21 protein-coding genes and 1 pseudogene are annotated in these 22,116 nt (G+C 69.2%); 10 read left to right on the top strand and 12 right to left on the bottom strand.

Annotated elements, in window-relative coordinates; all coding sequences use genetic code 11:
• The 7 genes and pseudogenes from ABZV44_RS18560 to mqo form a co-directional block, all read right to left on the bottom strand.
• Positions 1 to 222, bottom strand: a pseudogene (locus ABZV44_RS18560) (hypothetical protein); the annotation flags it as partial.
• A gap of 75 nt (positions 223 to 297) precedes the next feature.
• Positions 298 to 666 (bottom strand): cobalamin biosynthesis protein, encoded by a 369-nt coding sequence (locus ABZV44_RS18565; protein WP_354837571.1) that lies wholly within the window; start codon positions 664 to 666, stop codon positions 298 to 300.
• Entirely contained in the window at positions 653 to 2,038 is a 1,386-nt protein-coding gene (locus tag ABZV44_RS18570) for a cobyrinate a,c-diamide synthase (protein ID WP_354837573.1), read from the bottom strand. The genes ABZV44_RS18565 and ABZV44_RS18570 overlap by 14 nt, the downstream gene beginning before the upstream one ends.
• Positions 2,032 to 2,652 carry a cob(I)yrinic acid a,c-diamide adenosyltransferase gene (gene cobO, locus ABZV44_RS18575; protein WP_354837574.1) on the bottom strand — a complete coding sequence of 207 codons (621 nt, stop codon included), beginning with the start codon at positions 2,650 to 2,652 and terminating at the stop codon, positions 2,032 to 2,034. Before cobO ends, ABZV44_RS18570 begins: the two co-directional genes overlap by 7 nt.
• Positions 2,653 to 2,937: 285 nt before the next feature.
• Positions 2,938 to 5,088, bottom strand: a complete 2,151-nt coding sequence (locus ABZV44_RS18580) for a magnesium chelatase subunit D family protein (RefSeq protein WP_354837576.1) — start codon at positions 5,086 to 5,088, stop codon at positions 2,938 to 2,940.
• 140 nt (positions 5,089 to 5,228) lie between these two features.
• Positions 5,229 to 5,678, bottom strand: coding sequence for a GNAT family N-acetyltransferase (locus tag ABZV44_RS18585; RefSeq protein WP_354837578.1), 450 nt, complete (start codon positions 5,676 to 5,678; stop codon positions 5,229 to 5,231).
• Positions 5,679 to 5,696: 18 nt separating this feature from the next.
• Positions 5,697 to 7,253 carry a malate dehydrogenase (quinone) gene (mqo, locus tag ABZV44_RS18590; protein WP_354837580.1) on the bottom strand — a complete coding sequence of 519 codons (1,557 nt, stop codon included), beginning with the start codon at positions 7,251 to 7,253 and terminating at the stop codon, positions 5,697 to 5,699.
• A 239-nt stretch (positions 7,254 to 7,492) separates the two neighbouring features.
• Between mqo and ABZV44_RS18595 the strand changes: the two genes are divergently transcribed.
• Positions 7,493 to 8,431, top strand: coding sequence for an alpha/beta hydrolase (locus tag ABZV44_RS18595; RefSeq protein ID WP_354837962.1), 939 nt, complete (start codon positions 7,493 to 7,495; stop codon positions 8,429 to 8,431).
• On the opposite strand, the gene ABZV44_RS18600 is transcribed toward ABZV44_RS18595, so the two are convergent.
• The 4 genes from ABZV44_RS18600 to map all read right to left on the bottom strand — a co-directional run bounded on the left by ABZV44_RS18600 (position 8,411) and on the right by map (position 12,100).
• Positions 8,411 to 8,974 carry an alpha/beta hydrolase gene (locus ABZV44_RS18600; protein ID WP_354837582.1) on the bottom strand — a complete coding sequence of 188 codons (564 nt, stop codon included), beginning with the start codon at positions 8,972 to 8,974 and terminating at the stop codon, positions 8,411 to 8,413. The two genes, ABZV44_RS18595 and ABZV44_RS18600, sit on opposite strands and share 21 nt — an antisense overlap.
• 66 nt (positions 8,975 to 9,040) lie before the next feature.
• On the bottom strand, positions 9,041 to 10,582 hold the full coding sequence (locus tag ABZV44_RS18605) for a cobyric acid synthase (protein ID WP_354837583.1): 1,542 nt from the start codon (positions 10,580 to 10,582) through the stop codon (positions 9,041 to 9,043).
• A 304-nt stretch (positions 10,583 to 10,886) separates the two neighbouring features.
• Entirely contained in the window at positions 10,887 to 11,228 is a 342-nt protein-coding gene (locus tag ABZV44_RS18610; protein WP_354837584.1) for a hypothetical protein, read from the bottom strand.
• Positions 11,229 to 11,236: 8 nt separating this feature from the next.
• On the bottom strand, positions 11,237 to 12,100 hold the full coding sequence (gene map / locus ABZV44_RS18615; RefSeq protein WP_354837586.1) for a type I methionyl aminopeptidase: 864 nt from the start codon (positions 12,098 to 12,100) through the stop codon (positions 11,237 to 11,239).
• A 128-nt stretch (positions 12,101 to 12,228) separates the two neighbouring features.
• On the opposite strand from map, the gene ABZV44_RS18620 reads away from it, so the two are divergent.
• Positions 12,229 to 13,242, top strand: coding sequence for an LLM class flavin-dependent oxidoreductase (locus ABZV44_RS18620; RefSeq protein WP_354837588.1), 1,014 nt, complete (start codon positions 12,229 to 12,231; stop codon positions 13,240 to 13,242).
• A 6-nt stretch (positions 13,243 to 13,248) separates the two neighbouring features.
• On the opposite strand, the gene ABZV44_RS18625 is transcribed toward ABZV44_RS18620, so the two are convergent.
• Positions 13,249 to 13,980 (bottom strand): GntR family transcriptional regulator, encoded by a 732-nt coding sequence (locus ABZV44_RS18625; protein WP_354837964.1) that lies wholly within the window; start codon positions 13,978 to 13,980, stop codon positions 13,249 to 13,251.
• 160 nt (positions 13,981 to 14,140) lie between these two features.
• Here ABZV44_RS18625 and ABZV44_RS18630 point away from each other — a divergent pair, with 160 nt between their 5' ends.
• The 8 genes from ABZV44_RS18630 (at position 14,141) to ABZV44_RS18665 (ending at position 22,086) form a co-directional block, all read left to right on the top strand.
• Positions 14,141 to 15,256 carry a TIGR03364 family FAD-dependent oxidoreductase gene (locus ABZV44_RS18630; RefSeq protein ID WP_354837589.1) on the top strand — a complete coding sequence of 372 codons (1,116 nt, stop codon included), beginning with the start codon at positions 14,141 to 14,143 and terminating at the stop codon, positions 15,254 to 15,256.
• 25 nt (positions 15,257 to 15,281) lie between these two features.
• Positions 15,282 to 15,968, top strand: a complete 687-nt coding sequence (locus ABZV44_RS18635) for a phosphonatase-like hydrolase (protein ID WP_354837591.1) — start codon at positions 15,282 to 15,284, stop codon at positions 15,966 to 15,968.
• A gap of 140 nt (positions 15,969 to 16,108) precedes the next feature.
• Positions 16,109 to 17,140, top strand: a complete 1,032-nt coding sequence (locus ABZV44_RS18640) for a 2-aminoethylphosphonate ABC transporter substrate-binding protein (protein WP_354837966.1) — start codon at positions 16,109 to 16,111, stop codon at positions 17,138 to 17,140.
• A gap of 26 nt (positions 17,141 to 17,166) precedes the next feature.
• Complete coding sequence (locus ABZV44_RS18645) at positions 17,167 to 18,348, top strand: ABC transporter ATP-binding protein (RefSeq protein ID WP_354837593.1); 1,182 nt, start codon at positions 17,167 to 17,169, stop codon at positions 18,346 to 18,348.
• A complete protein-coding gene (locus tag ABZV44_RS18650; RefSeq protein WP_354837594.1) occupies positions 18,345 to 18,518 on the top strand; it encodes a hypothetical protein in 174 nt (57 codons plus the stop codon). The genes ABZV44_RS18645 and ABZV44_RS18650 overlap by 4 nt, the downstream gene beginning before the upstream one ends.
• Positions 18,515 to 19,408 carry a 2-aminoethylphosphonate ABC transporter permease subunit gene (locus ABZV44_RS18655; RefSeq protein WP_354837596.1) on the top strand — a complete coding sequence of 298 codons (894 nt, stop codon included), beginning with the start codon at positions 18,515 to 18,517 and terminating at the stop codon, positions 19,406 to 19,408. Before ABZV44_RS18650 ends, ABZV44_RS18655 begins: the two co-directional genes overlap by 4 nt.
• 3 nt (positions 19,409 to 19,411) lie before the next feature.
• Positions 19,412 to 20,209 carry an ABC transporter permease subunit gene (locus tag ABZV44_RS18660; RefSeq protein WP_354837598.1) on the top strand — a complete coding sequence of 266 codons (798 nt, stop codon included), beginning with the start codon at positions 19,412 to 19,414 and terminating at the stop codon, positions 20,207 to 20,209.
• A 173-nt stretch (positions 20,210 to 20,382) separates the two neighbouring features.
• Positions 20,383 to 22,086: a hypothetical protein gene (locus ABZV44_RS18665; RefSeq protein ID WP_354837600.1), complete on the top strand. Its 1,704-nt coding sequence runs from the start codon at positions 20,383 to 20,385 to the stop codon at positions 22,084 to 22,086.
• Positions 22,087 to 22,116: the final 30 nt, after the last annotated feature.

Raw genomic sequence — 22,116 nt, forward strand, 5'->3', positions numbered from 1 at the left:
GCTGCCCTCGGGCAGCGAACGATTGCAGGCTTCGATGATCAGGCGTGAATCCAGCGCCGACAGTTGCCTTTTGCAGGTTTCCAGGCGCTGCATCAACTCCACGACATCACTATCGGAGAACGGGTTCAGGTTGCCGTGCAGGACGGAATTCGACAGGGTCTCGACGGCGGTCGCCAATTCGGCGATACCGCATTCGTTGAGTGTCACCCCCGTCGAATTCATGCATTGATTTTACCGCCGAATGGGCATGCTAGGAACCCGAAATGTCCAGTATCCCTTGCCTTTTCACATTTGCGACTACGAATTGAATTCTGCCGCCGCGATAACAACCCCAGCGAAAACGGTTTTGGCGATGACCAAATTCCCGCCATCGCCGGCCAGCACAGCGGCCGCCTCAGCGACGCTCGCGCTCCCTACGGCAAGCGCAACCCGCTCCGACGGATTGGGAACGGGAACGGCCTCCAGCTCCGTGAGCGTGAATCCCACCAGCTCGACACCCAACCGGTCGGCGGCCGTTCTGATCCCGGGCTCTCCGACGCGCCGCTCGACGGTCGCCAAGCAGCGAATCACCCTGTCACCGACCGTGTTTCGTATGGCGGCGAGGATCGCGTCGGCGGTTGTCCCGGGACGGAGTCCAACCCCGACAGCCAATTCAGGCCGGGGCATGGGTGCGGGCGAAATCAGCGGCGGTGGTGACGAATCGGCTGACGGCCGCTGGATTTCCGGCGGGGTGGGTGTGCAGGTAGGACGCGTGGACGCGATGCACTGCCGCGCCCTCGCGGACGGTCTCGCCGGAGGGAGCGCGCCAGGCCCAGGCCGCAACGGCGGATCCGGGGGTGACCAGGCGGGTGCGGTGGAATTCGTGGCCGCGCACGCGTGCGCCCGCGCTCCAGAGCGGAGTATCGGTGAGCGCCACCGCATCCCGGTAGCCGAGGGTGAGGCGCGGGCCGAATTCGGCTTCGGCGTCGATGACTCCGGCCATGCGGTGACCGTCGAGGGTGCGGGTCAGGTAGAGCAGGCCCGCGCATTCGGCGTGGATCGGGAGGCCGCGGCCGACCTGTTCGGCGATGGCGTCGAGCAGGCCCGTGTTGGCAGCGAGTTCGGCGGCGTGCTCTTCGGGGAAACCGCCGGGAAGGACCAGTCCCGCTGCACCGGAGGGCAATTCGTCGCGCAGCGGGTCGAAGACTCGCACCTGCGCGCCCGCCGCCGCCAGCAGCTCGCGATGTTCGGCGTACCCGAAGGTGAAGGCCGGTCCGCCCGCCATCGCCACCACCGGCCCGGATTCCGCCGCCGTCACCTCGGCGGCGGGATCCCAGTCCTGCCCCTGTGCGCTCGACGCGGCCAAGGCGGCCACCGCCGCGAGATCGATATGCGCCGCAACGAGATCCGTCATGGCGTCCACGGCGGCCTGGGCCGCCGAGCCGTGCTCCACCGCCGGAATCAGGCCGAGATGCCGTGACGGCACCGCCAATTCGGCCAGTCGCGGCAGTGCGCCCAGCACCGGCAGTCCGACGCGGGCGCAGGCCGCACGCAGCACCTGCTCGTGGCGTTCGCTGCCGACCCGGTTGAGAATCACTCCGCCGAGCCGGATTCCGCTGTCGTAGGTCGCGAATCCGTGCAGCAGGGCCGCCAGGCTCTGGCTGTGCCCGCGCGCGTCGACCACCAAAATGACCGGCGCGCCCAGCATGGCGGCGATCTGGGCGGTCGAGCCCTCCGCGACGGGTTCGGTGTGGTGTTCGTCGATGCGCCCGTCGAACAGGCCCATGACGCCCTCGACGACCGCCAGATCGCAGCCCTGGCTCCCGTGCCGGTACAGCGGCACCACGCGGTCGGGCCCGACCAGCACCGGATCCAGGTTCCGCCCGGGTCGTCCGGCCGCCAGCCCGTGATATCCCGGGTCGATGTAGTCCGGGCCCACCTTGAACGGCGCGACCCGGTGCCCGGCCCGGCGCAGCGCCCCGATCAATCCGGTGGCGACGGTTGTCTTCCCGCTCCCCGAGGCGGGCGCGGCGATGACGACCGCGGGCGTGTTCACCATTCGATTCCGCGCTGGCCCTTGCGGCCCGCGTCCATCGGGTGCTTCACCTTGGTCATCTCGGTGACCAGGTCCGCGGCCTCGATCAGCGCCTGCGGTGCGTCGCGGCCGGTGATCACCACGTGCTGGTTGCCCGGCCGGTTGCGCAGCGTCTCGACGACCTCGTCCACGTCGACCCAGCCCCACTTGAGCGGGTAGGTGAACTCGTCCAGCACATAGAACCGATGCTGCTCGGCCTCCAGGCGGCGTCGAATCTCCTGCCACCCCGCCAGCGCCGCGGCCGCATGATCCTCATCGGACCCCTGCTTCCGCGTCCACGACCAGCCCTCCCCCATCTTGTGCCACTCCACGGCCCCGCCGACCCCGGTCTCGTCGTGCAGCGTCCCGAGCGTCCGGAACGCGGCCTCCTCGCCCACCTTCCATTTCGCGCTCTTCACGAACTGGAACACCGCGACATCGAACCCCTGATTCCAGGCCCGCAGCGCCATCCCGAACGCCGCCGTCGACTTCCCCTTCCCGGGCCCGGTGTGCACCGCGAGGACAGGCAGATTCCGGCGCTGCCGCGTCGTCAGCCCGTCATCCGGAATGCTCTCCGGCAGCGGCACACCCTTCGGCATCGTCTCCAGCTCCTTCCACACCGACTCGTCGGTGAATCACGGTGCCATATGCACCCGGCGCGCCGATCCGCGCCCCGGCCCACACGACGACCGGTCACCTGTTGTGGTCATGGCCCGGGCCGCTCCGATACCCCGGCGCGCCCTGATCCATATCGGCCGACCGCGATGGTGCGGCCTCGCCAAAAGTCGGCGAGGACTCGGACCCGGAGTCCGCCAAGGGTTTCGGCGGACACCTCACGGGTAGTCCCACCCACCGCAACTGGCGGCGAGGGAACGGGTGGGTGGTCAGGCGGCTCGGGTGGCGCGGACGATGCCGGCGACGGAATCGCCGGTGAGGGCGGTCAATTGGAGGTAGCCGGCGCGGAGGGCGGTGGCTATGTCGCGGGCGAGGTTCAGGCGGATCATGCCGCGTTCGCAGTCGATGACCATGGCGGTGACGGCGTCGGCGGCGAGCATGCGGGCGGCGGTTCGGGCGCGCGGGAGCGGGTCGGTGCCACCGGTGGCCCGGCCGTCGGTGAGGAGGACGAGGAGGGGGCGGCGGTGGGGGTCCCGGGTCCGTTCGCGGCGGATGAGGTCGCGGGCCTTCAGGAGGCCTTGGGCGAGTGGGGTTTTGCCGCCGGTGCGGAGGTCGGCGAGGCGGCGGACCGCGATGTCGACCGACGTGGTGGGCGGAAGGACCAGTTCCGCGTCCTGGCCGCGCATGGTGATGACGGCGACTTTGTCGCGGCGCTGGTAGGCGTCGCGGAGCAGCGCCACCACCGCGTTGGTGACGGCGGCGAGGCGGTCGCGGGCGGCCATGGAGCCGGAGGTGTCGACGACGAAGACGACCAGGTTGCCTTCGCGGCCTTCGCGATACGCGCCCCGCAGGTCGTCGGCAGCGAAGGCGAGGGGGCCCGACAGGCGGCCGCGCTCGAACTGGCGCGGGGCCGCGGCGAAGATGGTGCCCAGCAGATGCAGGCCGGTGGAGGTGTCGTCGGTGGTGCGCACGACGCGGCCCTGGCGGGTGCGGGCACGGGAGCGGCGGCCGGGTGCGCCCTCGCCGACGCCGGGGACCTCCCAGCGCGGGGGCTTGGGCAGGGTTGCGGTGGGCGCGGCGACGCGGCCCTCACGGCCGGCCGAGTCGTTCCGGCCACGCCGATCGTCGTGCGGGCGCGGGTCACCCGGTGGATTCTGGCCTCCCCCAGGGAAATCCGGGCCGCTGTCCGGCTCGAGGCCATGGTCCGAATCCGGACCACCCGGGGTATCGGAGTCGCTCGGCGAGGGGTCCGAGCCATCGCACGACCCAGCGCCGCCATCGCGCGAGTCCGGTTCGGCGCCAGGTGAATCGGCGTGTTCCGGGTTCAGGCCGGAACCATCGGCCCCGTCCGCCGGATCCTGCGGTCCCGCACCGTTGTTCGGCGGGACCGCTTCACCTTTTCCCAGGCTGTCGTCCTCCTCGGCGCGGGCCGCTTCCTCGGCCGCGTTCCGCATGGCGTCGTCGAGTTGCTCCTCGCTGATACCGGGTTCGTCGAAGGGATCGCGGCGACGGCGGTGCGGCAGCGCCAGTTCGGCGCCCACGCGGACATCGGCCTCGGTGACCGCGGTCGCTCCGCGCCAGGCCGCGTGGGCGGTCGCGGTGCGCGCCACCACCAGGTCGGCGCGCATGCCGTCGACATCGAAGCTCGCGCACAGGGCGGCGATGCGGCGCAGCTCGACATTGTCGAGACCGACGTCGGCGAGCTTGTCGCGGGCGGTCAGAATGCGTTCGGCCACTTCACGATCCGCGGCGGCGTAGCGGCCGGCGAAGGCGCCGGGATCCGCCTCGTAGTCCAGGCGGCGGCGGACGACGGCCATCCGCACGTCCACATCGCGGGAGGCGACCACGTCCACGGTGAGCCCGAATCGGTCCAGCAGCTGCGGCCGCAGCTCGCCTTCCTCCGGATTCATGGTGCCCACCAGGACGAATCGCGCCGGATGCGTGTGCGAGACACCGTCGCGCTCGATGTGCACCCGCCCCATGGCGGCCGCGTCGAGCAGTACGTCCACCAGATGGTCGTGCAGCAGGTTCACCTCGTCGACGTAGAGCACGCCGTGATGCGCGGCGGCCAGCAGCCCCGGCTTGAACGCCTGCTCCCCGTCCCGCAGCACCCGCTCCAGATCCAGCGACCCGACCACCCGGTCCTCGGTGGCGCCCACCGGCAGCTCCACCAGCCGTGCGGGCCGCGCCCCGGACTCGTCCACCACCGGCGGCAGCAACTGCGCCAGCGCCCGCACCACGGTCGATTTCGCGGTCCCCTTCTCCCCGCGCACCAGCACCCCGCCGATCCCCGGATGCACCGCGCACAGGATCAGCGCCAGCTGCAACCGCTCCTGCCCCACCACCGCGGAGAACGGAAACCCGGCCTCGTCAACGGCCGTACGAACACTCTCGGAGTAAGCCACAGGAGAAACGGACACGACCCCAACTCTAAGGGCGCCCCCGTCCCCCACCCCGGGCACCCCTTCCCGGTCGCGCTGCCGACCTGGGCCACTGGGTGAAACAGCCGCGCCCGCTGTGGGTTTCACAGCGGGCGCGGGATTGTTCGGTGGGTGCGGGGTCAGCCGCGGCGCATCGGGATGTGCGGGATGCCGTCTTCGATGTACTCCTCGCCGTCGGGCTTGAAGCCGTGCTTGGTGTACATGTCGAGCAGGTAGGTCTGGGCGTTCAGGCGGACGGTCGCCGAGCCGGCTTCGGCCAGGGCGGCCTGCAGCAGGCGGGTGGTGTAGCCGTGGCCGCGGGCCTCGGGGGTGGTGCAGAGGCGGCCGATGCGGAAGGACTTCACGCCCTCGTCGTGCTCCTCCATGAGGCGCAGGGTGCAGATGACCTCGCCCTCATCGTCGAGCCAGAAGTGCCGGGTTTCCGGCAGCAGGTCGAACCCGTCCAGTTCCGGGTACGCGCACTTCTGCTCGACGACGAACACCTCGACGCGAAGTTTCAACAGCTTGTACAGCGTCGCGGTGTCCAGGTCTTGGGACCACGACCGTTTGAGAGCAACCGTTGACATCATCGCGTCTTGCTATCACATCTAGGCGTGAGAAGCGATACCGACGGGCTCGGGCGTGTTGTCCGAATCCACCGAATCCAGCTGCAGAGCCTTGGTGGACCAGTCCCAGACCTCGCGGTACAGGGCCTGGTTCTCGGAGAGCTTGACGCCCAGCGACGGCACCATTTCCTTGAGTTTCGGCTCCCACGTGGAGAATTCGCGCGGGAAGCACTTCTTCATGACATCCAGCATGGCGCTGACACAGGTGGACGCGCCGGGGGACGCACCGAGCAGACCGGCGATGGTGCCGTCCTCGGCCGCGACGACCGCGGTGCCCAGCTCCAGCACGCCGCCGATGCCCTTGCGACGGATCATCTGCACGCGCTGACCGGCGATGATCAGCTCCCAGTCGGCGCTGTCGGCGCGCGGGATGAACTCCTCCATGGCGCCGATGCGGCCGTTCTGCGACTTGAGCAGCTCGGAGACCAGGTAGTTGACCAGGCCCATCTCCGTGACGCCCACGCCGAGCATGGAGAACAGATTGTTCGGCTTGACCGACTTGACGAGGTCGGTCAGCTTGCCGTCCTTGAGGAACTTCGGCGTCCAGCCGGCGTAGGGGCCGAACAGCAGGCCCTTCTCACCGTTGATGACGCGAGTGTCCAAGTGCGGCACCGACATCGGCGGCGCGCCGACCGACGCCTGGCCGTACACCTTGGCCTCGTGCTGGGCGATCAGGTCCGGGTTGGTGCAGCGCAGGAACAGGCCCGACACCGGGAAGCCGCCGAAGCCGCGGATCTCCTTGATGCCCGACTTCTGCAGCAGCGGCAGCGCGCCGCCGCCCGCGCCGACGAACACGAACTTGGCGTTGATGACCCGCACCTTGTTGCTGCGCAGGTTGCGCACCTTGACCAGCCAGGAGCCGTCGGACTGCTTGGTCAGGTTCAGCACGTCGTGGCCGAAGGCGATGTCCGCGCCGGACGCACCCAGGTAGGCCAGCAGTTCCTTGGTGAGCTCACCGAAGTCGATATCGGTGCCCGAGTCGGTCCAGTTCAGAGCGACCGGGTCGGAGAAGTCACGGCCCTTGGCCATCAGGGGCAGGCGACGGCTGAATTCGGCTGCGTCGTCGATGAATTCCATGCCCTCGAACAGCGGGTGCTTCGACAGCGCCTCGTGGCGCTTGCGCAGGTACTCCACGCCGTCCGGGCCGTGGGTGAAGCTCACGTGCGGGATGGGGTTGATGAAGTTCGACGGGTTGGCCAGCACGCCGTTCTCGACCGAGTAGGACCAGAACTGGCGCGAGACCTGGAAGCGCTCGTTGATGTCGATGGCCTTGGTGATCTCCACCGAGCCGTCGGCGTTCTGCGGCGTGTAGTTCAGCTCGCACAGGGCGGAGTGGCCCGTCCCCGCGTTGTTCCACGGGTCGCTGCTCTCGGCGGCCGCGGCCTCCAGGCGCTCGAAGATGGTGATCGACCAGTCCGGCTGCACCTGTCGAAGCAAGGCACCGAGGGTGGCACTCATGATGCCGGCACCGACGAGTACTACATCGGTCTTTTCAATCGTGGCAGCGTTCGACACGGCGTTGATCGACTTCCTTGTCATTTGTGGGTCACCAGGTGGAGGTTAGGTTACCCGTCGTTCACTTGGACTCAATTCTGCCCCTGACCATTCCCGAATCTTGCTTCCAAATCCCCGAATGTGAGAGATCCCTCCCAAATGGACATCGCCGGGACGCGGTCTATGTTGGGCGTGTGACCTCCGAAACGTCATCCACCACGTCGTCGACCACTACCTGGCAGCCCGATGTGCTGGGTGCCGACTACCAGCAGCTGACCATTCCGATGGGTCCGGATCCGGACGGTGAAGGCGACGTGGTCGCCACCCTGGTCCGTTATGCCCCGGCCGACGCCCCGGTCGCCACCCGGGCCGTGCTGTACGTGCACGGGTTCACCGACTACTTCTTCCAGGAGCACCTGGCCCAGCACCTGGCCGCCCAGGGCTACGCCTTCTACGCGCTGGATCTGCGCAAATGCGGGCGCTCACAGCGGGCCGGGCAGACCCCGCACTATGTGAGCGACCTGGCGCTCTACGACGGGGAACTGAACCGGTCGCTGCAGGTGATCCGCGAGGAGACCGAGCTGCCGGTGCTGATCATGGCGCACTCCACCGGCGGCCTGGTGACCTCGCTGTGGCTGAACCGATTGCAGGCCACCGGCGGCGCTCGCGCGCAGGGCATCACGGGACTGGTGCTCAACAGCCCCTGGTTCGACCTGCAGGGACCCGGCTACTACCGCTCGGTCGGCACGCCGCTGCTGGAGGGCCTGGGCCGGTGGCGGGGGTTCGCGAAGCTGCCGCTCGGCGTCTCCACCGCGTACGGCGACAGCCTGCACCACAGCGTCTCCGGCGAGTGGGATTACAACCTGGACTGGAAACCGTTGAGCGGCTACGCGGTTCACGCCGGCTGGCTGCGGGCCATTCGCCGCGGTCACCTCCGGCTGCACAAGGGCCTGGACATCGGTGTGCCCGCGCTGATCCTGCGGTCGAAGGCCACCAAGTTCATGAGCAAGTACGGACCCGCCGCCGACCTGGCGGATCTGGTACTCGACGTCAAGCAGATCCAGCGCTGGTCGGGCTGCCTGGGCGAGCGCACCAATATCGTGCCCATCGAGGGCGCGCGGCACGACGTGTTCCTGTCGTCGGAGACGCCGCGCACCCAGGCGTTCAGGGAGCTGGATTCCTGGCTGAAGTGGCTCGCCGACTCACCAGAAACTGGTGCGTAGCACCACTTCGGTGGCCAGCTCGTGGCCCGCTTCGGCCGCCACATCGGCGACATCCATGGGGACCAGCCGGAATTCGCCGTAGACGAACCGGCTGGAAGCCTCGGCCACCGGGCGCGGCAGGCGCTTGGTGGCCAGCAGGGTGGTGGGGATCTCCACCGGCGGGCAGGAAGGGTCCTTGACGGCGCCGTCCGCGCCCGGCGCGGCCGGGTGACCGCCGCCGGCCACGATGAGGCTCATGAAGCGGCCGAAGCCGCGGGCGGCCAGCTGCCAGGCCAGGTCCGCGCCCGCGCCGCTGCCGACCAGGTTGGCCCACGGGACCTTCAGCTGGTCGAGGATGGCGAAAACGGTGGTGGCGTCGAGACCGTCGATCGATTCGATCGCGATGGTGTGCAGGTCCGAGGTCTGCAACCGGGCACAGACCTGGTCGTAAATGTCGGCCGGATCACCCGCATCGGGTAGCAGCAGGACGTGGTGCCTGGTTTCGGGTCCGCCGACTCGCACCGCCCACTCGCGGTCACCGACCGTGATCCGCCGAGATTCCATGGTCGAACACGCTACAGGAGCGCCGGAGGGGCCGAACGCGAGTCGGGCGGATTTGTGTGACGCCGGTCACTTCTTGATGGTCAGAACCGGGAGATCCGCGGCCGCACCAGCGGTGATGAGCCGTTCGAGCGCGTCCTGGTCGAGGTGCTTCTCCATGAGGTCGGCCAGCAGATCCAGCTGGGCGGAGCGCACCTCGGCGACCGAAACAGTGTCGGAGACAACGAAATCGGTGCGGCCCGCCCGCGCGGCGACCACGCGCAGCCAGGCGCGGCGAAACTCGTCCGACTCCAGGGCTCCGTGCAGATGGGTGCCCCAGATCGCCTCGCGCACACTGCCTTCGGGAGCGCTGTCGAGTTCGAACCACGGGTCGTCGCCCTGCCGGGTGACGCGCCCGTGGTGGATCTCATAGCCGTGCACCGGGAGATCGCTGTCACGGCCCGGCTCAGCATGAATCGGGACACGGCCGCTGGAACGGCGCAGCACCTTGGGGTCGGCGAATTCGATCTCCAGGTCCAGCAGGCCCAGGCCGGGGACGGTGCCCGCGGCGGATTCGACCGGGTCGACGATGGTGCGGGCCAGCATCTGGTAGCCGCCGCAGATGCCGAGAATGGGGCCACCGGCCGCCGCACGCACCGTCAGGGCGTCGGCAATCCCGGTGCGCCGCAACCACTCCAGGTCTCCGACGGTGGATTTGCTGCCGGGAATGACGACCAGGTCCGCTCCGGCCAGGCGGGACGGGTCGCTCACCCAGCGCACGGATACCCCGGGTTCGCAGGCCAGGGCCTCCACATCGGTGGAATTGGAGATGCGCGGCAGCCGGATCGCGGCGACCGTCAGCCACTCTCCGCCCAGCGGCGGGCGGGAACGGCCGACGGGGGCGTCCGCGACGGTGCCGAGCGAGTCCTCGGCGTCGATCCAGAGGTCCTCGGCGAACGGGATGACACCGAGCGTGGACCGCCCGGTCAGCTCAGCGAGCTGGTCCAGCCCCGGTCGCAACAGGTCCACATCGCCCCGGAACTTGTTGATGATGAACCCGGAAATCAGTTGCTGGTCTTCGGGTTCCAGAATCGCCACGGTCCCGAACAGGTGGGCGAGCACTCCCCCGCGATCGATGTCGCCGACCACCACGACCGGCAGCTCTGCAGCCCTCGCCAATCCCATGTTCGCCAGATCCGTTGCCCGCAGGTTGATCTCGGCGGGCGATCCCGCGCCCTCGCAGATCACCACATCGAATTCGGCTCGCAGCGAAGCCAATTCCGCGGCGACGATGGCACGCAACTGCTGCCGATGACGGAAGTAATCCTTCGCCCCGACGGTATCGACGGCCTTGCCCCGCACCACGAGCTGCGAGCGCCGGTCACTCCCCGGCTTCAACAGCACCGGGTTGAACCGCACGCTCGGCTCCAGCCCACAGGCCCGGGCCTGCAGCGCCTGCGCCCGGCCGATCTCCCCGCCGTCCAAGGTGACGACGGAGTTGTTCGACATGTTCTGCGCCTTGAAGGGTGCGACCCGCACCCCGCGCCGCGCCAGCATGCGGCAGAGCCCCGCCACCACAACGCTTTTGCCCGCATCGGATGTGGTCCCGGCGATCAGCAGAGCGCCCTTCATCCCGGCCACCCGATACCGGCCACCACAGATCCGCTCCCCATGCCCCGCGCAACGACACTCGCCCCACACCTCGCCGACATCCGGCAAGGCCCGGCCGCGACAACGCTTACTTCGCAGGTGGCGCCCGCCGCGGGCGAAGCGCTCCTCACCTCTGCCACTCGACGCTCCCCCCGGAGGACGCGGGTGAGGATGGTGGCGCCGGCTGCCCTCCGCGCTCTCCACTGCGCGCGCCGACGGCAAAACCCGTTCACCACAACGCTTTTCCCGGCGGGCGAGGCGGTACCCGCAACCAGCGGGGCACGCGTCACCGCCGGTTGTTCCCAGCTCGGGCGCCGCTGTCATAGGCATCCCGGCTGGTATAGGAGTCGCGGCTGCTACTGGTGTACGCGTCCCGGCTCGTGTAGACGTCGCGGCCGTCGTCCGCTTCGGCGTCGGCGCCGCTGGTCACCTCGACCTCGGGCTGCTCGCCGGGGGCGTCGTCCGCTTCCGGCACCTGCCGCCCCGCGGCGAGTTCGACGTGGCGGCGCATGGTGGCGCGGAGCGCGCCCAGACCCTCGTCGCGGGGGTTGGGCGGGAGAACCCGCGAATTCTTCCGCCGCGGGCCGCGGGAGCCGATCGCCCGAGTTCTGGTACCCCGCTGGGGCATCGCGACTCTCACGGGAGCGTCAGGATCTCGGCGCCGTCGTCGGTGACGACGAGGGTGTGCTCGAACTGTGCGGTCCACTTGCGGTCCTTGGTGACCACCGTCCAGCCGTCGTCCCAGATCTCGTAGTCGATGCCGCCCAGGTTGATCATGGGCTCGATGGTGAAGGTCATGCCCGGCTCGATGACCGACTCCACGGCGGGCTGGTCGTAGTGCAGGATGACCAGGCCGGAGTGGAAGGTGGGGCCGACACCGTGGCCGGTGAAGTCGCGGACCACGCCGTAGCCGAAGCGGTTGGCGTAGGCCTCGATGACGCGGCCGATGACATTGAGCGCGCGGCCCGGCTTGACCGCCTTGATGGCCCGCATGGTGGCCTCCTCGGTGCGCTCGACCAGCAGGCGCACCTCCTCGTCCACATCACCGGCGAGGAAGGTCTTGTTGGTGTCGCCGTGCACGCCGTCGATGTAGGCGGTGACGTCGATATTGACGATGTCGCCGTCCTCGATCACGGTCGAGTCCGGGATGCCGTGGCAGATGACCTCGTTCAGCGAGGTGCAGCAGGACTTGGGAAATCCCTTGTAGCCCAGGGTCGACGGGTACGCGCCGTGGTCGAGCATGTACTCGTGCGCGATCCGGTCCAGCTCGTCGGTGGTGACGCCGGGCGCGACGGCCTTGCCGGCCTCTTCCAGGGCCTGGGCCGCGATCTTGCCCGCGATCCGCATCTTCTCGATGGTCTCCGGGGTCTGCACCCAGGGCTCGTGCCCCTCCTTGGCGGTCTTCTTCCAGACGTACTCGGGTCGCTCGATGTTCTTCGGGACCTCGCGAATGGGCGACTGCGTGCCGGGAACGAGGGGCTTGCGGGTGCGCACAGACATGGGTACCAGACTATCTGCCGGTCCGGATCGCGAGATCCCCAGGTCCGGCTACGGGGGAATTCTTCCGGACCATGGTCCGTTTATCCTTTCGGTTGACTTGGAAACAAGACTCGAGAGGGGTTCCGGCCGTGGAACTGGGGCTGACGACATTCGCTGAAACTCATCCCGTCGGTGGCGACGGGCCGGTGCCGACCGCGGGCGAGCGGTTGCGACAGGTGGTCGAGGAGGCAGTGGCCACCGAGCAGGCCGGGCTGGACGTCTACGGCGTCGGTGAGCATCACCGCAAGGACTTCGCCGCGTCCTCGCCGGCCGTCGTGCTGGCGGCCATCGCGTCCCGCACCGAACGGATCCAGCTCACCAGCGCGGTGACCGTGCTGAGCTCCGCAGACCCGGTGCGGGCCTTCCAGGACTTCTCCACGCTGGACGGGATTTCGAACGGGCGGGCCGAATTGATGGCCGGGCGTGGGTCGTTCATCGAATCGTTCCCGCTGTTCGGGTACGACCTCGGCGACTACGACGAGCTCTTCGAGGAGAAGCTCGCGCTGCTGCTGAAGATCCGCGAGGAGGAGCCGGTCACCTGGTCGGGCAGGTTCCGCGCACCGCTGACCGACGCGATCGTCTACCCGCGCACCGAGAATCGGCCGCTGCCGGTGTGGATCGCGGTGGGCGGCAGCCCCGAATCCGTCGTGCGCGCAGGGCTGCTGGGCCTGCCGCTGGCCATCGCCATCATCGGCGGGCAGCCGGCGCGGTTCAAGCCGCTGGTCGATCTCTATCACCGGGCACTCGAGGAAGGCGGGCACGAGCCGCAGCCGGTGGCGGTGCACGCGCACGGGTATGTCGCCGACACCGACAAGGAAGCCGTCGAGGACTTCTACGCGCCGTACGCGCGGGCCATGTCCGGGATCGGGCGCGAGCGCGGCTGGGGTCCGATGACCCGGCAGCAGTTCGATGCGCTGCGCTCGCAGAGTGGTTCGCTGTTCGTGGGCACGCCGGACCATGTCGCGGAGAAGATCGCCGATGTCCGTGACACGCTCGGGCTGGACCGGTTCATGTTGCACGCCAGCGTGGGCACGCTGCCGCACGAGAAGGTGCTGCACACCATCGAACTGCTGGGCGGAAAGGTTGCTCCGCAGCTCGGCTGACCGGCGTCAGTAATCGGTGAGTCTGGCCTGGAACGCGATGCGGTCGCCGCGGTAGAGCGAGCGCACGCGTTCGATGGGCACACCCTCACCGTCCACACTGCGGCGGTGCAGCAGCAGCATCGGCAGGGCCGTCGTGCATTCCAGCAGGGCGGCCTCGCGCGGTGAGGCGAGCACGGTTTCGATGCGCTCGGTGGCGACCGCGTAGACCACGCCCATGCCACGGGTGGCGGCGTACAGCGAGGTCTCCGGGTTGTAGAACTCGCGCAGCACGGCGAAGCGGTCCAGCGGCATCCAGGTGCTCTCCAGGCCGATGCGCTCGCCGTCGGCCAGCAGGATGCGCTCCAGGTGCATGACCGGCGTGCCGGGTTCGAGCGCGAGGTCCCCGGCGGTGTCCTTGTCCGCCGGGATATCGGTCCATTCGACGAGCAGACGGCCGGGTTTGCGGCCGAACTTGATCGCGCCCTCGGTGTAGGAGCGCAACGACAGGGGCTGCACCATCTTCGGGCGCGAGACCACCGTGCCGCGGCCCTGACGGCGAATACGGCCTTCCACCAAGAGTTCTCGCACGGCCTGACGCACGGTTTCACGGGCGACGCCGCAGCGCAGGGCCAGTTCGCGTTCCGAGGGCAGCGGGTCACCCTCGGAGAGTTCGGTGAGCAGCGCCTCGAGTTCCGCGCGCACGCGGTACGACTTCGGCAGGCGCGCGTTCGGCGCGGAATCGGTTCCGGCGCCGGGCATTTCGCCCAGCGGACGGCCTGGCTCCACCTGGTCTTCCACCCCGGCAGCCTCCCTCGTGTCCATGACCCCAGCCTACACAGGATTGGTCTATACCAATTATTAACCTACCGTTTCCACACGAAACACTCGTAGGTCTAGACCATTGCTCAGGATGATTCCCATGCGAATGGTCATCATCGGCGGAGGGATCCTCGGTACCGCCCACGCTCTGGCCGCCATCCGGCGCGGCCACCACGTCATCCACCTCGAGCGCGAGGTCGAAGCCCGCGGCGCGACCGTGCGCAACTTCGGTCTGGTGTGGGTATCGGGGCGCAGCGCACACGAATTGGAGCTCACCCTGCGCTCGCGGCAGCTGTGGGAGGAGATCGGCGGCCAGGTCCCCGGCGTCGGCTTCCGCGCGGCCGGTTCCCTCACGCTGGTGCGCTCGGAGAACGAGCTCGCGGTGGCCGAGGCCGCCGCGGCCCACCCCTCGGCCGCCGAACGCGGCTTCGAACTGCTCGACGTCGACCGGGTGCGCGCGCTGAACCCCGCGCTGCGCGGCAAATTCCTTGCGGGCCTGCACTGTTCGACCGATGCCGCCGTGGAGTCCCGGCAGGCGCTGCCCGCCCTGCGGCGCTACATGGAGGCCACTGAACGCTACGCCTTCTTCGCCGGCACCGAGGCCCGCGCCGTCACCGGCACCACCGTGATCGACGACCGCGGCCGCCGCCACGAGGGCGATCTGGTGCTGGTCTGCCCGGGTGCCGCGCACACCGGCCTGACCCGCGAACTGGTGGGCGACATTCCGGTGCGCCGGGTGCGGCTGCAGATGATGCAGACCGCTCCCCTGGGCGAACCGCTCACCACCGCCATCGCCGACGGCGACAGCTTCCGCTACTACCCGGCCTTCGCCGGCCCGGAGCTGGACCGGCTCAATCGTGAAGAGGCGCAGCCGTTCACGGCCGCCCAGCACAAGATGCAGCTGCTGGCCGTGCAGCGCCTGCACGGCGGGCTCACCATCGGCGACACCCACGAGTACGACGAGCCGTTCACCTTCGACGTGGACGAGGCCCCCTACGAGCACCTCACCGGCGTGATGGAGGAACTGCTGGGCCGCAAGCTGCCGCCGATCGTGCGGCGCTGGGCGGGCGTGTACAGCCAGTCCATCGATCCGGGCACCATCGTCACCCGCGCGCAGGCGGCCGACGGCGTCTGGGTCGTCACCGGTCCGGGTGGCCGCGGCATGACGCTCGGCCCCGCCCTCGGCGAAGAGACCGCCGACCTCCTCTCGCTCTGAGACCTCCTCGACCAAAGGAATCACCGTGTCCGACAAGCAGATCGAACTCGCCGTCCTCGATATGGCGGGCACCACCGTCGCCGACGACGGACTGGTCGAGCGGGCGTTCGAGGCGGCCATCACCGCCGCGGGCGTGCCCGCCGCGGGCCCGGAACGCGAGGCGGCCCGCACCTTCGTGCGGGACACCATGGGCCAGTCCAAGATCTGGTGCTTCCGCACCCTGCTCGGCGACGAGGACCGAGCCCAGCTGGCCAACCGCGCCTTCGAGGCCGCCTACGCGGAATTCGCCGACGCGGGCGTGAACCCGATTCCCGGTGCCGCGGAGGCCATTTCGGCGCTGCGGGCGGCGGGCATCAAGGTGGCGCTGACCACCGGGTTCAGCCGCGAGACCCAGGACAGGCTGCTGAACGCGCTGGGCTGGAACGACATCGCCGATCTGGCCCTGGTCCCCTCCGACGCCGGGCGCGGCCGCCCCTACCCCGACATGGTGCTCACCGCCGTGCTGCGACTGGAGGCCGACGCCGTGGATCGCGTTGCGGTGCTGGGTGATACGTCCAGCGATATCGTCACCGGCCTGGCCGCGGGCGCGCGCATCGTCGCGGGCACGCTGACCGGCGCGCACACCGAGGAGCAGCTGCGGGCCGCGGGAGCCACCCACGTGGTGCCGTCGGTCACCGAATTCGCGCAGCTGCTGCTGGCCGAGCGCGGCTAGAGAATTCCGCCGCCCGGGCGCGCCTCGCCCGGGCGGCGGAGTACCCCATCCCTTCGATTCCACCAGTCTTCGACTCGACCGTCCCCTGAACTGAAAGTGCAGTCACCGTGCGTATTTCGAACAACCGCCTCGCACGCAACATCGCCCGCACCGCTCTCATCCTGACCTCCGCCACCGCGGTCGCCTTCAGCCTGACCGCCTGCGGCGGCACCGGCAGCGACTCGAAGGACGGCAAGACGGTCACCGTCTACTCCGTCGATGGCCTCGGCGACTGGTACAAGCCCGTCTTCGAGCAGTTCAAGGCGCAGACCGGCATCACGGTCAACGAGGTGGAGGCCGGCTCCGGTGAGGTCGTCAGCCGAGTGGAGAAGGAACAGTCCAACCCGCAGGCCGATGTCGTCGTCACCCTGCCGCCGTTCATGCAGAAGGCCGACAAGTCGGGGCTGCTGCAGGCCAGCGGCGTGGACACCGGCGCGGTCGCCGCCGCCGACAAGGACGCCAACGGCAAGTGGGTTTCCCTGGCGGGCAACTACCTGTGCTTCATCGCCAACCCGTCGGTCGACGCCACCAAGCTGACCTGGGACGACCTGCTCAAGCCCGACTACAAGGGCAAGCTGCAGTACTCCACCCCCGGCCAGGCCGGTGACGGCACCGCGGTCCTGGTGCTGCTGCAGCAGCTCATGGGCAAGCAGGGCGCGCTCGACTACCTGGCCAAGCTGCAGGCCAACAATGTCGGCCCGTCCTCCTCCACCGGCAAGCTGCAGGCCAAGGTGGACAAGGGCGAGATCCTCATCGCCAACGGCGACGTGCAGATGAACCTGCAGAGCGTCAAGAACGGCTCCAAGTTCAACGTCTTCTTCCCGGCGTCCGCCGACGGCAAGAAGTCGACCGTCTCGCTGCCCTACCTGATGGGCATGGCCAAGGGCGCGCCGCATTCGGACGCGGCCAAGAAGCTGATGGAGTTCCTGCTCTCGGCCGACGTGCAGAAGTCGCTGCCCGACACCTTCGCCATCCCGTCCCGCACGGATCTGGCGAGCGCTCCGGCCACCGGCAACGGTCCGTCCCCGGCCTCGACGATCAAGGACGTGACCGTTCTGCACCCCGACTGGACCTCCGTGCTCGACAACCTCGACGCCGACGTGGCCGCCTACACCAAGGCCACCGGTAGCTAGCGATACCAGCCCCAGGAGCAGCAACCATGTCCTCCGCGTTGACGACATCCACGGTGGCCGGCGAGACCACCGACGAACCGGCCATCGTGTTCGACCGGGTCGGAGTCACCTACGGTCGCGGCCGTAAATCCACTGTGGCACTGGCCGATTTCAACCTGCGGGTGGCCGCGGGGGAAACGGTCGCGCTCCTGGGGCCCAGCGGTTCCGGCAAGTCCACCGCGCTCAAGGCGCTGGCCGGGTTCGTCCGGCCCACCTCGGGCGCGGTGCGGCTGGCCGGCCGCGACGTCACCGACCTCTCCCCCGCCAAACGCGGCATCGGGGTGGTGGTGCAGTCCTACGCGCTGTTCCCGCACATGCGGGTGCACGACAATGTGGCCTTCGGGCTGAAGGCACATCGCGTGCCGCGCAACGAGATCGGGGCCCGGGTGACCGAGGCCCTGAACATGGTCGGCATGGGCGCCTACGCCCAGCGGCTGCCGCGCGAGCTGTCCGGCGGGCAGCAGCAGCGCGTCGCCATCGCGCGGGCACTCGCCATCCGGCCCCGGGTGCTGCTGCTCGACGAGCCCCTCGCGGCGCTGGACGCGCAGTTGCGCCAGAACATGCTCGGCGAGCTGCAGCAGCTGCGAAAAGCCTTGCCGGACACGGCGATGCTGTACGTGACCCACGACCAGGCCGAGGCGCTCGCGCTGGCAGATCGCATCGCGGTCATGCGCGACGCGCGGCTGGTCGACATCGATACCGCGCACAAACTGTGGCAGCAGCCCGCCACCGAATTCACCGCATCCTTCCTGGGCGGCGCGAATCTGCTGGCCTGCACGGTCGAACACGTCTCCGGCACCGCCGCGCTGGTGACCGTCGGCGAGCACACGCTGCGCGCGGACGCGCCGCCGCCCGGCGTGGGACGCCCCGACTGGGCACCGAATGCCGACGCCCAGTTGTGCGTCCGGCCGCAGACTGTGCGCATCGTGCCGCTCACCGAACGAGATGCGCTGCGCGCCACCGTGATCACCAGCGTCTGGAAGGGCGCTTCGACCCGGCTGCACCTCGACGTGACGGGTATACCCGCCGAGCTCACCGTGGATGTCCTGGGCCACACCGAGATCGAGCCCGGCGACCACATCGGGGTGTGCTTCCCCGACCCGGCCGGGGTGCTCATCCCGCCGGGCATCGGCACCGACTCCGCCGCGGACGGCGAGGTCCGCGCATGACCGCCCCGCCGGCCCGTCGAGCTACGGGTGAATTCGACTATGCCGCGGTGACATCGAGCCCGCTGCGGGAAGAACGGCGGACGGTGTCGCGACGGCGCGCGGTGACCGCCGACGAGGCCTCCGAGCTGGTCGCAGGGGCAGCCGCGGCGCGGGATGGGAGGCCGTCGTGACCGCGCTGCTCGAATCTCCTTCCGCGGCAGAGGCTCCCGGGACTCGCGAGCCGGGACGGTCGTGGCGGCCGGTGCTGTGGACACTGCCGCCGGTGCTGACGGTGCTGCTGATCGCGGTGTATCCCATCGTGCGGGTGCTATTGGAATCGACCAAGACCAAGTCCGGGCGAGGGGTCGGGACCTGGTCGGCGGTGCTGGCCGAAGAGTCGTTCCGGAATGCGCTGCTGCGCACCGTCACCATCGCGGTCAGCTCGACGATCGGCTGCCTGCTGCTGGGGACATTCCTGGCGATCGTGCTGGCATTCGTGCCGTTTCCGGGTTCGCAGCTGGTGGGCCGGCTCATCGACTCGGTGCTGACACTGCCGTCCTTCCTCGTGACACTGGCCTTCACGTTCCTGTACGGGACAGCGGGGGCGGTGAACGCGTTCATCAACCAGATCACCGGCGGTACGCGGCCGGTGGTGAACTTCCTCAGCACGCCCTGGGGCGTGATCCTCGCCGAGGTCACCTTCTTCACGCCGTTCGTGGTGCGGCCGCTGCTGGCCGCGTTCGCGCAGATGCCGCGCGAACAGCTGGATGTGGCCTCCAGTCTGGGCGCCTCGCCGTGGCGGGTGCTGGCGCAGGTGGTGATGCCGGAGGCCTGGCCCGCGCTGGCGGCGGGCGGCAGCCTCACGCTGCTGTTGACCCTCAACGAATTCGGCATCGTGCTGTTCACCGGGGCCAAGGGTGTCATCACGCTGCCCGCGCTGATCTACACGCGCGGCATCGTCACCTTCGATCTGCCGGGAGCCGCGGTGCTGGCCTCGGTGCAGGTATTGCTGTCACTCGGCCTGTATCTCGGATATCGGCTGCTGTTCGCGCGCCTCACCGGTGCGCGGAAGGAGAGCTGAACCATGCTGGTGTGGACCAGGCGCGGGCGGGCCGCGGTGCTCGCCGTGTTCGGAGTCGTCGTCGCGGTGGTGTTCGTGGCGCCCATCGCGACCGTGGTGGCGGCGGCACTGGCCGGACGCTGGAACGGGCCGCTGCCCTCGCAGCTGGGGTTCGCGAACTTCTCCCGGGCGCTGTCGGGCGAGGAGTCCGCGAGCCTGTCGGTGAGCCTGCAGACCGCGCTGCTGGCGGGACTGCTCTCACTGGCGCTGGGCACTTGGGCGGCGCTGGCGTCGATGGAGGCGCCCGGCTGGCTGCGGCGGCTCACCGACGCGGTGTTCCATGTGCCGGTCGCGGTGCCGTCGGTCGCGATCGGCCTGGGCGTGCTCATCACCTGCAACGAGCGGCCGCTGCTGCTGGGCGGGACCAAATGGATTGTGATCCTGGCGCATACGGTGCTCGTGCTGGCCTACGCCTTCAGCGGGGTCTCCGCCGCGCTGGACCGGCTCGACCCCGGCTACCGGCAGGCCGCCGAATCGCTCGGCGCCGGACCGGCGCGGGTCCTGTTCCGGATCACGCTGCCGCTGCTGCTGCCCGCGCTCGGCGCGGCGGCGGGGCTGGCCATCGCACTGTCCATGGGTGAGCTGGGGGCGACCATCATGGTCTACCCCGCGACCTGGAAAACCCTGCCGGTGGCCATTTTCGCGGCCACCGACCGCGGCGAAGTCTTCGATGCCGCGGCCAGTACCACGCTGCTGGTGCTGGTCACCCTCCTCGCCCTGGTGATCCTGGGTCGCTTGAAAGGTCGTGCGGCACTGCGCTGACTGCCGGGTCAGCTTTCGGGTCGACCGCACCACACCGCTGACCGCGAATGAGGGGACGGTCAGCGGTGTCTTGCGTTTATTGCCGGGCGCGGCGGACAGTTGAACGGTTAGGCTCGCCGCGTTGTCGCGTTCGTTCGCGTTGTCGGAGTTACTGCTCGGGCGGGGGTAGTTCGATGGTGGTCGTAGCAGGGTTGTCCGGAGAGTCCTATGACGTGGACAACGAACCGTTCTATACCGCGGGCAGCCGGTCGGTGCAGTACCTGTGCCGGGATCCGCGTGGGCAGCAGCGGCTCTACAAGCTGTACCGGACTCCGGTCACCGGTCCCGACGCCATCGAATCGGCGCGGCAGGCCATGCTCTTCGGGCGGCAGACCGTCCTCGCCGCCGAGGCCGCGGGCGGATCCACCGGGGATGCCGCCGAGGCGGTGAACTGGCCGATCGATCTGGTGCTGCACGAGGGGATGCTGGCCGGGACCGTGCTGCCGTTGATTCCCATGGACTTCCTGCAGCCGGACGGGCGGCCGCGCACCCTGGATCAGCTGTGGGCCGCGCCCGGGCAGGTGGCGTCGTATTTCCGGGCCGGACTGGCGATCCGGCTGAGCGACATCGCGCGGGTGCTCGAGGAACGGCAATTCGCGCACGGGGACCTGTCCGCCAAGAACGTGCTGTGGCAGCCGGCCGCGCCGCTGGCGTACGTCATCGACACGGCCGGGCCGGCGACGCCCGACGCGGCCCACGACCGGTTCAAGGATCGGTACGACCTGGCGGTGCTGGTGTATCGGACGTTGCTGCCGGATGCCGGGGCGGGGGCGCCCGGTGCGTCGTGGCAGCCGTCCGGGGTGCCCGCCGATCTCGATCCGCGGGTGCGGGCGCTGTTCGACCGGGCCTTCGGCAACGGCGGATTCGGGCCGGACGCCCGGCCCGCCGCGACGGAGTGGAGTGACACGCTGCGGGCGGTGTATCTGACGCCCGACGGTGCGAACTATGTGCCCGAGGCGCTGGCGGTGCTGGATCGGCACGCCGGGCAGCCGGCCAGTGCGCCCGCCGTGCCGACGGTGGCGTTCGGCTCGCCGACCACGCCGAGCCCACCGAGCGGTTGGTCCATGCCACAGCAGCCGGTGGCGTATTCGACTGCACCGCAGTCCAGTTCGGCGAACACGGCACTCAAGGTGATCCTCGGCGTCCTGCTGGTGGTATTGGTCATCGCCATCGCTGTGGGCGCGGTGGTGCTCACCGGCAAGGACTCCAACAAGAACTCGGCCGCCGGCACCTCCACGACCACCACCGTGACCACGACGGCCCCGCCGACCAGCACCACCGCGGGCTTCGACAAGAACACCCTCAACAAGCAGTCCACCGACAAGACCCCGTTCACCGCGGACGCCCTACTGCCGCAGAGCTTCACCGACAGCAAGGGCGTGGTGTTCACCCGTCGCTCCTTCGGCCCCAAGGACTGCGTCTCCAGCAATATGTCGCAGAACGTGAAGACGGCGCTGCAGAACAACAAGTGCCAGCAGATGATGACAGGCGTCTACCTCGACGCCTCCGAGAAGATCCTGACCTCCATCGAGGTCTTCGCCTTCCCCTCCAACACCGAGGCCGAAACCCTCTACAACGGCCTCAAGGGCCAGGACCAGATCTGGGACGTCTGGTGCCCCACCCAGGGCGTCGGCTCCAGCGTCTGCCAAGCCAACACCGACACCCTCTTCAAGGCCACCTACTCCAGCTGGGGCAGCCAGGAATACCGCTACCTCTACGAGTCCTACTCCCTCTACATCAACCTCACAGTCGACGCCTCCCTCGAACCCAACCTCGAGGCCTCCGCCCGCACCATCCTCAACCTGGTAGGCCCCGACAACTACTGGAAAGACCGCTGACCCCAACAGCTTCCGAGCAGAACGGCCGTA

The sequence above is a fragment of the Nocardia sp. NPDC004860 genome, from assembly GCF_040609015.1.
In the GTDB taxonomy this organism is placed as follows: Bacteria; Actinomycetota; Actinomycetes; order Mycobacteriales; family Mycobacteriaceae; genus Nocardia.

Coding starts and splice junctions, on each gene's coding strand:
- ABZV44_RS18625 (WP_354837964.1), bottom strand. CDS start 13,980: ATGCCCGGCGCCGGAACCGATTCCGCGCCGAACGCGCGCCTGCCGAAG.
- ABZV44_RS18665 (WP_354837600.1), top strand. CDS start 20,383: ATGGTGGTCGTAGCAGGGTTGTCCGGAGAGTCCTATGACGTGGACAAC.
- mqo (WP_354837580.1), bottom strand. CDS start 7,253: ATGACAAGGAAGTCGATCAACGCCGTGTCGAACGCTGCCACGATTGAA.
- ABZV44_RS18600 (WP_354837582.1), bottom strand. CDS start 8,974: ATGGAATCTCGGCGGATCACGGTCGGTGACCGCGAGTGGGCGGTGCGA.
- ABZV44_RS18585 (WP_354837578.1), bottom strand. CDS start 5,678: ATGATGTCAACGGTTGCTCTCAAACGGTCGTGGTCCCAAGACCTGGAC.
- ABZV44_RS18595 (WP_354837962.1), top strand. CDS start 7,493: ATGGGTCCGGATCCGGACGGTGAAGGCGACGTGGTCGCCACCCTGGTC.
- ABZV44_RS18610 (WP_354837584.1), bottom strand. CDS start 11,228: ATGCCCCAGCGGGGTACCAGAACTCGGGCGATCGGCTCCCGCGGCCCG.
- ABZV44_RS18605 (WP_354837583.1), bottom strand. CDS start 10,582: ATGAAGGGCGCTCTGCTGATCGCCGGGACCACATCCGATGCGGGCAAA.
- ABZV44_RS18645 (WP_354837593.1), top strand. CDS start 17,167: ATGTCCTCCGCGTTGACGACATCCACGGTGGCCGGCGAGACCACCGAC.
- ABZV44_RS18630 (WP_354837589.1), top strand. CDS start 14,141: ATGCGAATGGTCATCATCGGCGGAGGGATCCTCGGTACCGCCCACGCT.
- cobO (WP_354837574.1), bottom strand. CDS start 2,652: ATGCCGAAGGGTGTGCCGCTGCCGGAGAGCATTCCGGATGACGGGCTG.
- ABZV44_RS18660 (WP_354837598.1), top strand. CDS start 19,412: ATGCTGGTGTGGACCAGGCGCGGGCGGGCCGCGGTGCTCGCCGTGTTC.
- ABZV44_RS18565 (WP_354837571.1), bottom strand. CDS start 666: ATGCCCCGGCCTGAATTGGCTGTCGGGGTTGGACTCCGTCCCGGGACA.
- ABZV44_RS18650 (WP_354837594.1), top strand. CDS start 18,345: ATGACCGCCCCGCCGGCCCGTCGAGCTACGGGTGAATTCGACTATGCC.
- ABZV44_RS18570 (WP_354837573.1), bottom strand. CDS start 2,038: ATGGTGAACACGCCCGCGGTCGTCATCGCCGCGCCCGCCTCGGGGAGC.
- map (WP_354837586.1), bottom strand. CDS start 12,100: ATGTCTGTGCGCACCCGCAAGCCCCTCGTTCCCGGCACGCAGTCGCCC.